Raw genomic sequence first — 13,056 nt, 5'->3', positions numbered from 1 at the left:
GCCGGCCCCCCAAAGGTGATCTCTCTCCGCCGGACTGAAGTGCGACCTCCCGCGCGGGCGCCAGAGTGCGCGGGCGTGCGCTGGATTGGGAGAACGCCATGGTTGCGGCATCGGCGTCCGAGGGACGTTGGGCGTCGGTAAGCGGGCGCGCGCCCGGGCTTGCCGGACTGTCCTGCCACGTCGAGTTCTACGTCGCGAACGCGCTGGCCGGCGTCCTGCGGATCGAGGAGAGCGGCCATGTCCGCATCGTCGACGAGGGCCGGGCCGCCGCCCTGATCGCGGTGGACAGTCACGAGACGCTGGTCAGGCTGCTGCGCGGCGACCTGCCGCCGATCGTCGCTCACCTGCAGGGCCTGGTGCGGTTCGAAGGCGACGCCGATCTGGCGCTTCGCGTCCTGTTTGGGCTGCAGGAAGGCTCGCCCTGGATCGAGCCCGAAACGGGGAGGCCGTCATGATCTCCGACACCATCAGCATCCTCGACGGCAACAAGTTCGTCGTGAGCAACCGCGAAGGGGACATCGAGGCGACCCCGACCGACAATCACGGCCTGTTTCTCAACGACACGCGGTTCCTGTCCCGCTGGGTGCTGACCGTCAACGGCATGCGGCCCAAGCTGTTGTCGGTGGACGACACGGCCTATTTCGCAGCCCAGCACTTCCTGGCCCTGGCGACCGGCACTGTCTATGTCGACTCGCACCTGACGGTCGTGCGGCGGCGGTTCGTCAACGGCGGGTTCCACGAAGAGCTGGTGGTCGCCAACCACGACCAGGAGCCGATCGAACTGGACGTCCGCATCGAAGCCGACGCGGACTTCGCCGACCTGTTCGAGGTCAAGGACAAGCTCAACAAGAAGGGCGAGCTCTATCGGCGCGCCGAGGCCGACGGAACGCTGACCCTGGGCTATCGGCGCGACCGCTACTGCCGCGAGACCCAGGTGGTCAGCAGCAAGCCGGCGCAGGTCGGCGACGGGGGCTTAAGTTTCCATATCCGCCTGGAGCCGCAGGCCGAGTGGACGACGTCGCTCGACGTGCGGGCGGTGACCGATCCTGGCCAGACCAATATCGACGACCGCAACCGCCTGAAGGAAGCCAGCCTGCTGGAGACCGACGACGAGACGGCGCGGGCGATGACGGGCGATCTACGCGCCTGGATCAAGGACGCGCCGCGGCTCTCCTGTTCCTGGGAGTCGCTGGAGCACACCTATCGCCGCAGCCTGATCGACCTGGCGGCGCTGCGCTTCCGGTCGGGAATTTTCCCCGGCGCGCTGCCGGCGGCGGGCCTGCCGTGGTTCATGACCGTGTTTGGCCGCGACAGCCTGCTGACCAGTTTCCAGGCGCTGCCGTTTGCGCCCGAGCTGGCGGCGACGACGCTCAACTCGCTGTCGCTGCTGCAGGCGCGGCGGGACGATCCGTTCCGGGACGCCGAGCCGGGCAAGATCCCGCACGAACTGCGCTTTGGCGAGATGACCGCCTTCGAGGAGACGCCGCATTCGCCGTACTACGGCACGGCGGACGCCACGCCGCTGTTCCTGATCCTGCTCGAGGAATACGAACGCTGGACCGGCGATCGGAAGCTGGTGCGCCGGCTGGAGCGCAACGCGCGCGCGGCGGTCGACTGGATCGACCGGTACGGCGATCGCGATGGCGACGGCTATATCGAGTACCAGACCCGCAGTTCGAACGGGCTCGGCAACCAGTGCTGGAAGGATTCTGGCGACTCCATCGCCTATGCCGACGGCAGGATCGCCAGCCTGCCGAGGGCCACCTGCGAGCTCCAGGGCTACGCGTACGACGCCAAGCGGCGCATGGCGCGGTTGGCGCGCGAGGTGTGGGACGATCCGACCTGGGCCAAGGAACTCGATAGCCAGGCGGCCCACCTCAAGCGGCGGTTCAACCAGGACTTCTGGATGCCCGAGCGCCGCGCCTTCGCGCTGGGCTTGGACGGGGAAAAGCGCCAGATCGACTCGTTGACCTCGAACATCGGCCATCTGCTGTGGAGCGGCATCGCCGACAAGGACAAGGCCGAGCACTGCGCCCGGCGACTGATGGGCGATGCGCTGTTCTCCGGCTGGGGCGTTCGGACCATGGCCGTGGGCGAGGGATCGTACAATCCGATCGGCTACCACGTCGGCACGGTCTGGCCGCACGACAACTCCTTCATCGCCTGGGGCTTGCGCCGCTACGGCTTCCGCGAAGAGGCCGCGCAGCTGTCGTTCGCCATGCTCGAGGCCGCCGAGCTGTTCCACAACCGGCTGCCGGAGGCGTTCGCGGGCTATGCGCGGTCGACCACCAAGTACCCGGTCGAGTACCCGACGGCGTGCAGCCCGCAGGCCTGGGCGACCGGTGCGCCGCTGTTGCTGCTGCGCGCGCTGCTCGGCCTGGAAACGGACGGCCGCCACCTATTCGTCGATCCGGCGCTGCCCGAGCAGATCGCCCAGCTGACCCTGCTCGACATCAGCGGGCCCTGGGGGCGGATCGACGCGTTCGGAAGGGCTCGCGCCGCAGTAGATGCGCCCTCAGCGGCCGGCTAGGCGGCGCCGCGCCCAAGTTCACCTTTGGCGCGGTCCGCCCACGTCAGCTTTCGACCAGTTGCGGACGCTACCGCCCCTCGTCGCGAAGGGCGCGCTCCCTTGATGCCGCGGCAACGAACTTCTCGGGATCGTGCGTCAACAACGCCAGCAGGTCGGACGGAACTCTGGGGTTGTAGGCCACTCGCGCTCTGACGCTCTCATCGGGGTCGCGGACCAGCTTTTCAAACAGCTCTCGATCCAGCTTTAGCTTCGCCGCTACGGCGAACCGAACCCGAACGTTGGCGTCGGCGGCGAGCACTCGCAGGATCTTCAGGGGGACCGTCTTATTGATCGCCACCCACTCGCGCATGTCCGGGAAGCGCTCGATCACCTCGATCCAGGTCTCCTCGCTGGCGGCGTCCAGCGCTGCGCGGCGTTGCTCGTCCAGGTCGTCACTGGTCCGGAGGCGCTGGAACTCGTCCGCTGAGTCAATCATAGGTTAGCTTAGCATGCGCGAGCGGAATTCCGCTCTCCACCTGTAGCGGACCTTTCGAGCGTCAGCTTACGGGCCGAGCGCGGGCCCGGTACTGCGTGACCCAGCCCTAGCCCTCAACGGTCCCGGCGGTTAAAGAGCGCGGCATGCGCCGCTTCTCCTTTACCGATCCCGGCTTCGAGGCCGCCTTCGCCGCCTTCATCGACGAGCGTCGCGAGACGCCCGAAGAGGTCGATGCGGCGGTGCGCGACGTGCTGGCGGCGGTGCGGGCCGAGGGAATGGAGGCGCTGCTGCGCTTCGCCCGGCAGTTCGACAAGGTCGAGATCGACGAGAGCAACATCCGGGTTTCGGCCGAGGAGATCGAGGAGGGCGCGGCCCAGTGCCCGGCGCAGGTGCGCGAGGCCATCGCCTTCGCCGCGGCGCGGATCGGCGCCTATCACGCCCGCCAGCGTCCGGCCGACCAGGCCTTTACCGACGAGGCCGGGGTGGAGCTGGGCTGGCGCTGGACGGCGCTGGAGGCGGTCGGGATCTATGTGCCCGGCGGCCGCGCGGCCTATCCCTCGACCGTGCTGATGAACGCGGTGCCTGCCAGGGTGGCGGGCGTCGAGCGGATCGCCATGGTGACGCCGCCCGGACGCTTGCAGCCGGCGGTGCTGGCCGCGGCCAAGGAAGCCGGGGTGACCGAGATCTGGCGCGTGGGCGGGGCCCAGGCGGTGGCGGCGCTGGCCTATGGCGCGGGACCGATCAAGCCGGTCGACAAGATCGTCGGGCCGGGCAACGCCTATGTCACGGCCGCCAAGCGGCGGGTCTACGGCACGGTGGGCATCGACGCCCTGGCCGGGCCGTCCGAGATCGTGGTGGTGGCCGATGGCGCGAACCGTGCCGACTGGATCGCCGCCGACCTGCTGAGCCAGGCCGAGCACGACCCGGCTGCGCAATCGATCCTGATTACCGACGACGACGCCTTCGCCGCGGCGGTCGAGGCGCAGGTGCAGGAGCAGCTGGCGACCCTGACGACCGGCGAGGACGCCGCGGCGTCCTGGCGCGACCACGGGGCGGTGGTGATCGCCCCGCTCGACGAGGCCCCGCGCCTGGTCGACCTGATCGCGCCCGAGCACGTCGAGTTCGCGATGGAGAACCCCGAACGGCTGTCGGACCGCGTCCGCCACGCCGGGGCGATCTTCCTGGGCCGAGTGACGCCCGAGGCGATCGGCGACTATGTCGCCGGCTCCAACCACGTGCTGCCGACCAGCCGCGCGGCGCGGTTCTCGTCAGGCCTGTCGCTGTACGACTTCATCAAGCGCACCTCGATCGTGAAGTGCGACGCGGCTTCGTTCGCGGTGCTGGGGCCGCACACCGTGGCGCTGGCCGAATCCGAGGGGCTGCCGGCCCACGCGCGTTCGGCGGCGATCCGGCTGGGGCAGTAGAACGAGCTTCCGACCGAAATCGGAAGCTGAACAGTTCCTGTCAATTTCGTCTTGGAGGCCGTTCAGGTAGCGCCCTCTAGGGTCTCCTTCATCGGGGCCGCAGCGGCCCCCAAGAGATGAAAGACGGAGACCAGCAATGCGCAATCTGATGAATGGCAAGCTGGCTGTGGTCGCCCTGTCCGGCGTGATCGCGGCGAGCGCGGTCGGAACCGCCAACGCCCAGCAATACCGCACGCCGACCGGCGGCGGCGTCGGCTCGATCGTCAGCTGCGACGCGCAGGGCAACAAGCAGGCCGGCGGCGCGCTGATCGGCGCCCTGCTGGGCGCGGCGGCCGGTTCGAACCTGGCCAAGAACGACCGCGGCACCGGCACCGCCATCGGCGCCGTGGCCGGCGCGGCCACCGGCTCCTACGTCGGCTGCAAGATGCAGCGCGACCAGGCCGCGCAAGCTGGCTACACCCAACAGCCCAACTATCGCCCGGCGACCTACAGCCAGAACGGCTATCGCCTGAACAGCGACATCGCCCCGGCGACCTTCCAGCGGGACGGCGGCTCGTTCGTCGCCAACTCGATGCTGAACCTGCGTTCGGCCCCGACCACCAATTCGGCCCGCGTCGGGTCGCTGCGGGCCGGCGAGAACTTCCAGGCCCTGGCCCGGGTGCGCGGCAGCGACTGGATCCTGGTCGGCCAGAACGGCGTCGGCGTCGGCTACGTCCACGGCGCCTATGTCCGGCCGGCGGGCAGCTACCAGTACGCCCGCTACTAAAAGCGGACAAAATGGAGAGCACTGACGCCCGGCGAACACGCCGGGCGTCTTTTCTTGTGCGCAGGGCGCAAGATCGCACTTGGCAGGATGACGTTAGGGGGCGGTTTGCAATAAAGCTCCGGTCAAGCCCTCTCCCGCAGCGCCATGGCCGACGAAGACCGTATCAAGCATCGACTGCAGTCCGTCGAAATCGACGAGGAGTCCCTCGCCGCGGTTTCGCGTGACCAGGAGCAGGAACGGCAGATCGCGATCTTCGATCTGCTGGAGGAGAACTATTTCTATCCGGACGGCGCCGAGGCGGGGCCCTACGACCTGCGCATGGGGCTGATGGAGAACCGGCTGGTGCTGGACGTCCACGGCCCGGCCTACGAGAAGCGCCACATCCTGTCGCTGTCGCCGTTCCGCGGGCTGATCAAAGACTACTTCATGATCTGCGAGAGCTATTACCAGGCGATCCGCAACTCCTCGCCGCAGCAGATCGAGGCCCTGGATATGGGCCGGCGGGGCTTGCACAACGAAGCCTCTGACCTGCTGCGCACGCGGCTGGCCGGCAAGATCGAGACCGACCTCGACACCTCGCGCCGGCTGTTCACGCTGATCTGCGCGCTGCACTGGCGAGGTTAGGGGTGGCGTCAGCTTCGCCACGCGCGCCGCTGCCGGGCGCGGTCCTGTTCGCCTGCAACTTCAACCGGGTGCGCTCGCCGATGGCCGAGGCGCTGCTGAAGCGGGCGCTGGGCGACCGGGTCTATGTCGACAGCTGCGGCCTGAAGCGCGATCCGACGGAGGCGGGGGAGGGGGCCGATCCCTTCGTACGCTCGGTGATGGAAGAGATCGCCGTCGACCTGGCCCGCCATGCGCCGAAGACCTTCGACGAGCTCGAGGACGCCTCGTTCGACCTGGTGATCTCGCTGACGCCGGAAGCCCAGCACCGCGCGGTGGAGATGACCCGCGGCCGCGCCGCGGAGATCGAGTACTGGCCGACTTTCGACCCGACCTTGGCCGATGGATCGCGCGAGGCGCGGCTGGCGGCCTATCGCGAGGTGCGCGATCATCTGGCCAAGCGGATCGCCGAGCGCTTCCCGCGCTAGCCTTCCGGGCGCTGAAGGCGTAAAGGCAACGCGCTATAATTGGATTGCACGCCACGGCTCGCGCCGAGACACACTGCGCGGGCCGTTGGTGATTCGATAAACACCACTTGGGAGCCTGCATGGCTAAAGAAGAGCTTTTGGAGTTTCCGGGCGTGGTCAGCGAAGTCCTGCCCAACGCGACCTTCCGCGTGAAACTCGAGAACGACCACGAGATCATCGCCCACACCGCCGGCAAGATGCGCAAGAACCGCATCCGCGTGTCGGCCGGGGACAAGGTGCTGGTCGAGATGACGCCCTATGACCTGACCAAGGGCCGCATCACCTTCCGCGTCCGCTAGAGGCCGCTTGCCGAAGATGCCCCCGCAGCGCCTGGTGCTGGCCTCAGCAAGTCCCAGGCGGCTGGATCTCCTGCGCCAGGTCGGGCTTGAGCCCGACGAGATCGTCGCCGCGGAGATCGACGAGACCCCGCTCAAGAACGAGACCCCGCGCCGCACGGCGCTGCGCCTCGCGGTCGCCAAGGCCGCGAAGGTCGCGGGCGCGCGTCCCGGCGACGTCGTGCTGGCCGCCGACACGGTGGTGGCGGTGGGAACCCGCATCCTGCCCAAGGTGGAGACCCGCGACGAAGGCCGCCGCTGTTTGGAGTTGCTGTCGGGACGCGCCCACAAGGTGCTGACCGGCGTGGCCGTGCACGGCGCGGGCGGCAAGACCGCCAGCCGGCTGGTCGAGACCCGGCTGCACTTCAAGCGCCTGACCGAGGCCGAGATCGAGGCCTATCTCGACGGCGGCGAGGGTGTCGGCAAGGCCGGCGGCTATGGCATCCAGGGCCAGGCCGGAGCTTTCGTGATGTCGATCCAGGGCTCCTATCCGGCGGTGGTCGGCCTGCCGCTCTACGAAACCCTGAACCTTCTGCGCGGCGTGGGATTTGTGCGGGCATGAGCGAACGCACTCTCTTTCTCGATCGCGGAATCGGCGAGAGCCGCGCGGTGGTGCTGCTGGACGGCGCGCCCGAGCGGCTGCTGATCGAGCGCGACGGCGACGACGCCCGCACCCGGCTGGGCGCGCGGCATGTGGCGCGGGTGCGTAAGGTCGAGCCGGCCTTCGCCTCGGCCTTCGTCGACCTCGGCGGCGTCGAGGCGCTGCTGTCGTTCAAGCCTGACGCGCGCCCGGTCGAAGGCTCGGCGCTGGAAGTCGAGATCCGCAGCGAGCCGCGCGACGGCAAGCTGGCGACCGTGCGCGTGATCGGTCCGGCGCAGGGCGCGCCGAAGCTGCTGAGCGCCGCGCCGACCTTGGCCGAGCAACTGGCCGCCTTCGCCCGCGACGCGCAGATCGTCGAGGGCCGCGACGCCCGGCTGGTCGCCGACGAGGCGCAGGACGAGGCGCTGACGGTCGTTCACAAGCTGCCCGGCGGCGGCGACATCGCCATCGAACCGACCCGGGCGCTGGTCGCCATCGACGTCGATATCGGCGAGCGCAAGGGCAACGACGTCAAGCGCGTGACCCGCGCGGCCAATCACGCGGCGCTGGCGCACGGAGCGCGGTTGCTGCGCCTGAAGGGGCTGGGCGGCATCGTGGTGTTCGACCTGGTCGGGCGCGGCCATGACGGCAATGCGCTGCTGACTGCGGCGCGAGCGGCGTTCGGTCCCGACAATCCTGGTGTTGCGATCGGCCCGGTCGGGCGTTTCGGCACTATGGAGATGACCATTCCGCGGCGCACCCCGCCGCTGACCGACATCCTCTGCGACGCCGGTGGCGGCTTAAGCGACCTGACCCTGGCCCTGCGCCTGATCCGCGCCATCGAGACCGAGGGCGCGAGCCAGCCGGGCGCGCGTCTGGAAGCCCGCTGCCATCCGGTGGTGGCCAAGGCCGCTGCACCCTATGCCGAGCGGCTGGCCGGCAAGATCGGCGCGCGCTTTGCGATCGCGCCGCAGGAGGGCATGGCGCGAACCCGCATCGACGTGAGGGCGGCGTGAGCGCGCCCTGTCCGATCTGCGGCAAGGCGGCCCAGCAGGAGTACCGGCCCTTCTGTTCCAAGCGTTGCGCCGATGTCGACCTGCAGCGCTGGCTGAGCGGCCGCTACGCCATTCCCTCGACCGACGACGAGGCGGAAGGCGACGGAAGTGAAGAAGACTGAAACCGCCGCTGGACAGGCGCGAACGCCTCTTCTATAGACGCGGCTCCCGCGCAGGCGGGACCTGCTTTCGCCCTCCGATTTGATCGGAACGGCCAGGGCCTGGGTAGCTCAGTTGGTAGAGCAGCGGATTGAAAATCCGCGTGTCGGTGGTTCGAATCCGCCCCCAGGCACCATTTTCTCCCATAAAGCTTTGAGTGGATCAGGTGTCCCTGTCGCCTGCGCCTTGAGCCGATCGGCGGCGCGGCCGTAAATCGACGCCGTGGCCGTCGTCGCGCATCCTTGTCGGCGGGGCTACTCGCCGAGGAGCGGCCTTGCGTGGGATTGGGGAGCATGAAGGCAGTCCTTCAATGGCTGGTGCGACGCGCAGGGCTCTATGTGTTGCTCGTGTTGGCTTTGGCGGTTGGATCAATCGCACTGCCAGCGATCTGGGGCGGCGTGCGAAGTGATGGGCTTCGCAACGAGCTCATGTCCCCCCGCGAGATCACGGCGAAGCTGGACGAGCGAAAGGCCGATGCAATTCGCGCGCTTGAAGCCAAGCAGGCCGCCGCCCGCGACGCGCCGGCGAAGGCGTTGCGTGAGCAACTGGTCCGGGCGGAAGCTGACCGGGCGGTTGTAAGGAGCGAGCTTGGTCGAAAGCCCGGGTGGTTTGACTCGCTTCGTCCAGCGACGATCCTGGAACGCAAGAACCTTGAACTACGAGCGGCTGCGCTTGATCTGGAGATTGGACTGCTGGACGCCGCCGTCGAGAGACGTGACGTTCGGGATCAGGTTGAGAAACTGAAGGCGGACTTCAAGGCGGCTCACGAGGCATGCGTGCGCGCCAACAAGGCCGTTGATGAGTTCAACCGCCGCAGCCCGTTGGATCAGTCTGTCCGCAATGTGCTTGAGGAAGAAGCAGACCAGCTGACGGTCAATGCCCGCAAAGAGTGCGAGCAATCCAATAGGCTGTTCTACGATCAGGAACGCGTTCGCAGCTCACTTGCAGAGGTCGAGCGGCGATACGTGCAGGTCGCGACCGAGGCTGACTCGACGCTCTCCAAAATTCCCGTCGATACCGTACGGCGAACGCTTCAAGATATTCTGCTCAAGGCCGCGATCGTGCTCGCCGGCATCATCGCCGCGCCCTACGCCATTCGCGTTGTATTTTACTTCATTCTCGCGCCCTTGGCGGAGCGACGGCCAGCCATTCAGATCCGACCGCCGGCCGGATCGGCGATGGGCCCCGCGCCGCTCGACCAGGTGTCGGCCACCTCTGCTCCGATCACCCTGCAGCCGGGCGAGGAGCTACTCGTGCGCCAGGGCTTTCTTCAGTCGACCTCGACCACCGGCAGAAAATCCACCTGCGCGCTGCTCGACTGGCGTCACCCCTTGAGCAGCGTGGCCAGCGGTCTTGTCTTTCTCACGCGCATCGAAGGCGAGGGCGAAACCACGGTTGTTTCGGCTGTGCGTGACCCGTTCGCAGAGGTTGCGGTATTGAGGCTGCCAGTGGGAGCGACATGCGTGCTCCAACCACGCGCCCTAGCGGCCGTCGTGCAGCCGACGGGGCGGCCCATTCGCATCACGAGCCATTGGCGCCTCGGGTCGCTGCACGCGTGGCTCACGCTGCAACTGCGCTATCTGATGTTTCATGGTCCAGCTCGTCTCGTGATCACCGGAACGCGCGGGGTAAGGGTGGAGCGGGTCGAACGGGGGCGTGTCTTTGGGCAGGAACAACTCGTTGGGTTCAGCGCCAACCTTACCTACTCGGTCTCTCGCACCGAGACCTTCTGGCCTTACTTCTTTGGGCTGGAGCAACTTCTGAAGGACAAGGTGGAGTCTGGCGAGGGCGTGCTGATCGTGGAGGAGGCCCCTCTAGCGGGACGTGCGAGCCGGGGCCCGCGCAAAGGCTTGGAGGGGGCCGCTGACGTCGTGCTCAAAGCCTTCGGGCTGTAAGGGCGCGAGAAAAAGTGCGGCCAGCCGGCCGTGGACTTTCGCTCGATCGCCTGCGATTTGACGGGGCCGGCGCCGAGTTTGGGCAGGCCGCCTCGGGAGGACTTCGATGACCGCCAACAACCGCGTCGCGCTTTCCAGCGACCACGCCGCCATCGAGCTTCGCCAGGCCATCGCCGCGCACATCGCCGCGCACGGCTGGGAGGCGGTCGACATCGGGCCGACGACGCCGGAGAGCACGCACTATCCGCAGCACGGGCAGGCCGCCGCCCGGCTGGTCGCGTCCGGCGACTGCCGGTTCGGGATCATTCTGTGCGGCACCGGCCAGGGCATCATGATGGCGGCCAACAAGGTCAAGGGCGTTCGCTGCGGGGTCTGCGCCGACACCTTCTCGGCCCGTATGATCCGCCAGCACAACGACGCCAACATGCTGTCCATCGGCGCGCGGGTGGTGGGCGAGGGGCTGGCGCTCGACATCGTCGACGCCTTCCTGACCGCGCAGTTCGAGGGCGGCCGGCATGCGTCGCGCGTGGATATGATCAAGGCGCTGGAGGGTTAGGGGCTGGCGGCTTGCCGCAGCCTGCTAGCAGGGCGCTTCAGTCGAGGTGGGCGGTCAGCTCCTCCCAAGCCGCCAGCTTGCGTGCGAACGGGACAGCGTGGGCCGGGCTGCTGGAGGGCAGGGCGATCAGGGCCAGGCCCGGGCGGTCGGCGAGGATCTTCGAGCCGAGCTTCGCCGACTTGCCGCCGTTGAAGGCGACCGCGCGCAGGGCTGGCAGGCTGGCGCAGAGCTCGGGCAGGGCGTTGGGCTGGTGGTCGCGGATGGCGGCGTCGAGGCTGCCGGGCCGGACGGCTGAGCCGACGACGTCCCAGAGGCCGACGCCGGCGGCCAGCAGCATCTGCAGCCGCTCGGCATAGGGCAGGGAGAGCAGCGGCGCGCCGGTCACCGCCTGCATCAGCCGCCAGAACTGGTTCTGCGGGTTGGCGTAGTACTGAGCAGCAGCCAGCGACTTCTCGCCAGGCAGGCTGCCGAGCACCAGCAGGCGGGTGCGGGCGTCGGCCACGGGAGCGAAGGAGACCTTGCGGTCGGCGTCGGCGGCGGAGCTCATCGTCGCGATAGTGACCCAGCGCGGCGCGCCCGGCCAGGGGCGCGACTGGCCTGATCCGACCCAGGTTCGATTCTGTGCCGTTTGCGGCGTCGGTCGCGAAATCCGGCCGCCCGCGCAATTTCAGCCCCAAATTCTCCAATTTGGCCGGCCGAGACGCAGATTTCTTTTCCACAATCGCCTAGTCGCGCGGTTCTGGTGGCGGAACCGCGGCCTAAGGCGCCGCTCGGCCCGGCGGCTGGGCCATGGCGCCGGGGACACGCCTGGCGCGTCTTAGGCCTGCAATTGCCGAACGTTGGTTGACTCGGGGGGCTCGGACTCTCATCTCCCCGGCGCGACAGTTCGATGACCGAAATTCGTGCTGGCCGGCGCCGAAAGGGCAGGCTGGCGCCGGTTATTTTGAGATCGGCGTTCCGCGACGATTGCTGCGATGCAGCGCAAAATCGCCGCCAAAATTGGAAAATCGCCGCGCTTTACTTGGCTGGGCCGTTGTGCGCCGCAGCAAAGCGCGTGTCCCCCCAGACTTCTTGGGGTCGCACCCTTCTGCATGGCCTCTTGACGCTTGGAATAGGGGTTGCCAAAGGACCCCTGCCGCACGTCTAACATTGCGGTAAGATTTCGGGTTCCCCTCGGGAAGCTCGATTTCGCTCCCGTATCCGAACGCCCGGTTTCACGCAGGTGGAAGACGGCGCCAGGGTCGGGCGCAGCGAAGCGGCTCTCGCGCTTTGGCTGGGCGACCAGGCAGGGCGACGGGCTATTTAGTTAGGGTGGGAGACGCTCTCGCGCGACGACCCTTCGGTCCAAACGTGCTAGACCAATCAGGAACTGGCGACAGATGCTCGACAATAAACGAAAGACCCCTTTCATCGCTCTCATCGGCGCGGTCGCGCTGATGGCGAGCGCGCCGGCGTTCGCGCAGGACGCGGCCGCTCCGGCTGCTCCGGCCGCCGCCGACGCCGCGGCCGCCCCGGCCGCTCCGGCTGCTGACGCCGCCGCCGCCCCCGCTGCTGACGCCGCCGCCGCTCCGGCTGCTGACGTCGCTCCGGAAACCATCGAACATGCCGGCAAGCTGACCGTCATGCAGATGTTCATGGACGCCGACCCGGTCGTTAAGGTCGTGATGATCGGCCTGGTGCTGTCCTCGATCCTCTCCTGGACCCTGCTGGTCACCAAGCTGCTCGAGTTCGGCTCGCTGAACCGCACCTCGGACCGCTTCATCGAAGCCTTCCGCGGCGCCAAGTCGGTGACCGAAATGAACCGCATCGCGATGTCGGACGAGTACGAAGGCAACCCGCTGGCGGACATGACCGCTGCGGCGACCCAAGAAGTCGAACTGTCGCGTCAAGCCGGCCTGGCCGTGTCGGGCGCTCACCGCGAAACCACGCTGCACCGGGCTGAAGCCGCGGTCGGCGCGGTGCAAGCCCTGATGGCCAAGCGCCTGTCGGGCGGCATGCAGTTCCTGGCCTCGGTCGGTTCGTCGGGTCCGTTCATCGGTCTGTTCGGTACCGTTTACGGGATCATGAACTCCTTCATCGGCATCGCGAACACCAACACGACCAACCTGGCCGTCGTCGCTCCCGGCATCGCCGAAGCGCTGCTCGCCACCGGTA

General features: G+C 68.0%; 15 protein-coding genes and 1 tRNA gene. 14 read left to right on the top strand and 2 right to left on the bottom strand.

Going from position 1 to position 13,056, the window contains the following annotated elements; genetic code table 11:
- Positions 1–98 precede the first annotated feature (98 nt).
- Together C0481_RS18725 and C0481_RS18720 are read left to right on the top strand one after the other, a co-directional pair.
- Positions 99–455, top strand: coding sequence for a hypothetical protein (locus C0481_RS18725; RefSeq protein ID WP_293406656.1), 357 nt, complete (start codon positions 99–101; stop codon positions 453–455).
- Complete coding sequence (locus tag C0481_RS18720; protein ID WP_293406654.1) at positions 452–2,530, top strand: glycogen debranching N-terminal domain-containing protein; 2,079 nt, start codon at positions 452–454, stop codon at positions 2,528–2,530. The genes C0481_RS18725 and C0481_RS18720 overlap by 4 nt, the downstream gene beginning before the upstream one ends.
- 67 nt (positions 2,531–2,597) lie before the next feature.
- Here C0481_RS18720 and C0481_RS18715 read toward each other — a convergent pair whose 3' ends face one another.
- The gene (locus C0481_RS18715; RefSeq protein ID WP_293406652.1) at positions 2,598–3,005 is read right to left on the bottom strand and encodes a hypothetical protein; all 408 of its coding nucleotides are present in this window, start codon (positions 3,003–3,005) and stop codon (positions 2,598–2,600) included.
- Positions 3,006–3,148: 143 nt separating this feature from the next.
- Between C0481_RS18715 and hisD the strand changes: the two genes are divergently transcribed.
- The 11 genes from hisD (at position 3,149) to rpiB (ending at position 10,902) form a co-directional block, all read left to right on the top strand.
- A complete protein-coding gene (hisD, locus tag C0481_RS18710; RefSeq protein ID WP_293406650.1) occupies positions 3,149–4,429 on the top strand; it encodes a histidinol dehydrogenase in 1,281 nt (426 codons plus the stop codon).
- Between the two features lie 136 nt (positions 4,430–4,565).
- The gene (locus C0481_RS18705) at positions 4,566–5,195 is read left to right on the top strand and encodes an SH3 domain-containing protein (protein ID WP_293406648.1); all 630 of its coding nucleotides are present in this window, start codon (positions 4,566–4,568) and stop codon (positions 5,193–5,195) included.
- A 144-nt stretch (positions 5,196–5,339) separates the two neighbouring features.
- Positions 5,340–5,819, top strand: coding sequence for a UPF0262 family protein (locus C0481_RS18700; RefSeq protein ID WP_293406646.1), 480 nt, complete (start codon positions 5,340–5,342; stop codon positions 5,817–5,819).
- Between the two features lie 2 nt (positions 5,820–5,821).
- The gene (locus tag C0481_RS18695) at positions 5,822–6,283 is read left to right on the top strand and encodes a low molecular weight phosphatase family protein (RefSeq protein WP_293406644.1); all 462 of its coding nucleotides are present in this window, start codon (positions 5,822–5,824) and stop codon (positions 6,281–6,283) included.
- 119 nt (positions 6,284–6,402) lie between these two features.
- Positions 6,403–6,621 carry a translation initiation factor IF-1 gene (gene infA / locus C0481_RS18690; RefSeq protein ID WP_012522747.1) on the top strand — a complete coding sequence of 73 codons (219 nt, stop codon included), beginning with the start codon at positions 6,403–6,405 and terminating at the stop codon, positions 6,619–6,621.
- Between the two features lie 16 nt (positions 6,622–6,637).
- Positions 6,638–7,219 (top strand): Maf family nucleotide pyrophosphatase, encoded by a 582-nt coding sequence (locus C0481_RS18685; protein ID WP_293406799.1) that lies wholly within the window; start codon positions 6,638–6,640, stop codon positions 7,217–7,219.
- Positions 7,216–8,253, top strand: coding sequence for a ribonuclease E/G (locus tag C0481_RS18680; RefSeq protein WP_293406640.1), 1,038 nt, complete (start codon positions 7,216–7,218; stop codon positions 8,251–8,253). Before C0481_RS18685 ends, C0481_RS18680 begins: the two co-directional genes overlap by 4 nt.
- Complete coding sequence (gene yacG, locus C0481_RS18675) at positions 8,250–8,414, top strand: DNA gyrase inhibitor YacG (protein WP_293406638.1); 165 nt, start codon at positions 8,250–8,252, stop codon at positions 8,412–8,414. The genes C0481_RS18680 and yacG overlap by 4 nt, the downstream gene beginning before the upstream one ends.
- Before the next feature lie 97 nt (positions 8,415–8,511).
- Positions 8,512–8,587 (top strand) — tRNA-Phe (locus tag C0481_RS18670).
- Positions 8,588–8,744: 157 nt separating this feature from the next.
- A complete protein-coding gene (locus tag C0481_RS18665; protein ID WP_293406636.1) occupies positions 8,745–10,346 on the top strand; it encodes a hypothetical protein in 1,602 nt (533 codons plus the stop codon).
- 106 nt (positions 10,347–10,452) lie between these two features.
- On the top strand, positions 10,453–10,902 hold the full coding sequence (rpiB, locus tag C0481_RS18660; RefSeq protein WP_293406634.1) for a ribose 5-phosphate isomerase B: 450 nt from the start codon (positions 10,453–10,455) through the stop codon (positions 10,900–10,902).
- A gap of 37 nt (positions 10,903–10,939) precedes the next feature.
- Here rpiB and C0481_RS18655 read toward each other — a convergent pair whose 3' ends face one another.
- The gene (locus C0481_RS18655; RefSeq protein WP_293406632.1) at positions 10,940–11,449 is read right to left on the bottom strand and encodes a DNA-deoxyinosine glycosylase; all 510 of its coding nucleotides are present in this window, start codon (positions 11,447–11,449) and stop codon (positions 10,940–10,942) included.
- A gap of 832 nt (positions 11,450–12,281) precedes the next feature.
- Here C0481_RS18655 and C0481_RS18650 point away from each other — a divergent pair.
- Positions 12,282–13,056: MotA/TolQ/ExbB proton channel family protein (locus C0481_RS18650; RefSeq protein ID WP_293406630.1), on the top strand; the 775-nt coding region annotated here is incomplete at its 3' end.

Origin of the sequence: Phenylobacterium sp. (genome assembly GCF_013822795.1) — a bacterium.
Lineage (GTDB): Bacteria > Pseudomonadota > Alphaproteobacteria > Caulobacterales > Caulobacteraceae > Phenylobacterium.
Note: the sequence above shows the minus strand (reverse complement) of the source record. Positions and strands in the feature narration are given on the sequence as shown.

Excerpts from the sequence above, each read along its gene's own strand:
- C0481_RS18715 (WP_293406652.1), bottom strand. The coding sequence starts at position 3,005 with ATGATTGACTCAGCGGACGAGTTCCAGCGCCTCCGGACCAGTGACGAC.
- C0481_RS18705 (WP_293406648.1), top strand. The coding sequence starts at position 4,566 with ATGCGCAATCTGATGAATGGCAAGCTGGCTGTGGTCGCCCTGTCCGGC.
- rpiB (WP_293406634.1), top strand. The coding sequence starts at position 10,453 with ATGACCGCCAACAACCGCGTCGCGCTTTCCAGCGACCACGCCGCCATC.
- C0481_RS18725 (WP_293406656.1), top strand. The coding sequence starts at position 99 with ATGGTTGCGGCATCGGCGTCCGAGGGACGTTGGGCGTCGGTAAGCGGG.
- C0481_RS18655 (WP_293406632.1), bottom strand. The coding sequence starts at position 11,449 with ATGAGCTCCGCCGCCGACGCCGACCGCAAGGTCTCCTTCGCTCCCGTG.
- infA (WP_012522747.1), top strand. The coding sequence starts at position 6,403 with ATGGCTAAAGAAGAGCTTTTGGAGTTTCCGGGCGTGGTCAGCGAAGTC.
- C0481_RS18680 (WP_293406640.1), top strand. The coding sequence starts at position 7,216 with ATGAGCGAACGCACTCTCTTTCTCGATCGCGGAATCGGCGAGAGCCGC.
- C0481_RS18665 (WP_293406636.1), top strand. The coding sequence starts at position 8,745 with ATGAAGGCAGTCCTTCAATGGCTGGTGCGACGCGCAGGGCTCTATGTG.
- C0481_RS18720 (WP_293406654.1), top strand. The coding sequence starts at position 452 with ATGATCTCCGACACCATCAGCATCCTCGACGGCAACAAGTTCGTCGTG.
- hisD (WP_293406650.1), top strand. The coding sequence starts at position 3,149 with ATGCGCCGCTTCTCCTTTACCGATCCCGGCTTCGAGGCCGCCTTCGCC.
- C0481_RS18685 (WP_293406799.1), top strand. The coding sequence starts at position 6,638 with ATGCCCCCGCAGCGCCTGGTGCTGGCCTCAGCAAGTCCCAGGCGGCTG.
- C0481_RS18700 (WP_293406646.1), top strand. The coding sequence starts at position 5,340 with ATGGCCGACGAAGACCGTATCAAGCATCGACTGCAGTCCGTCGAAATC.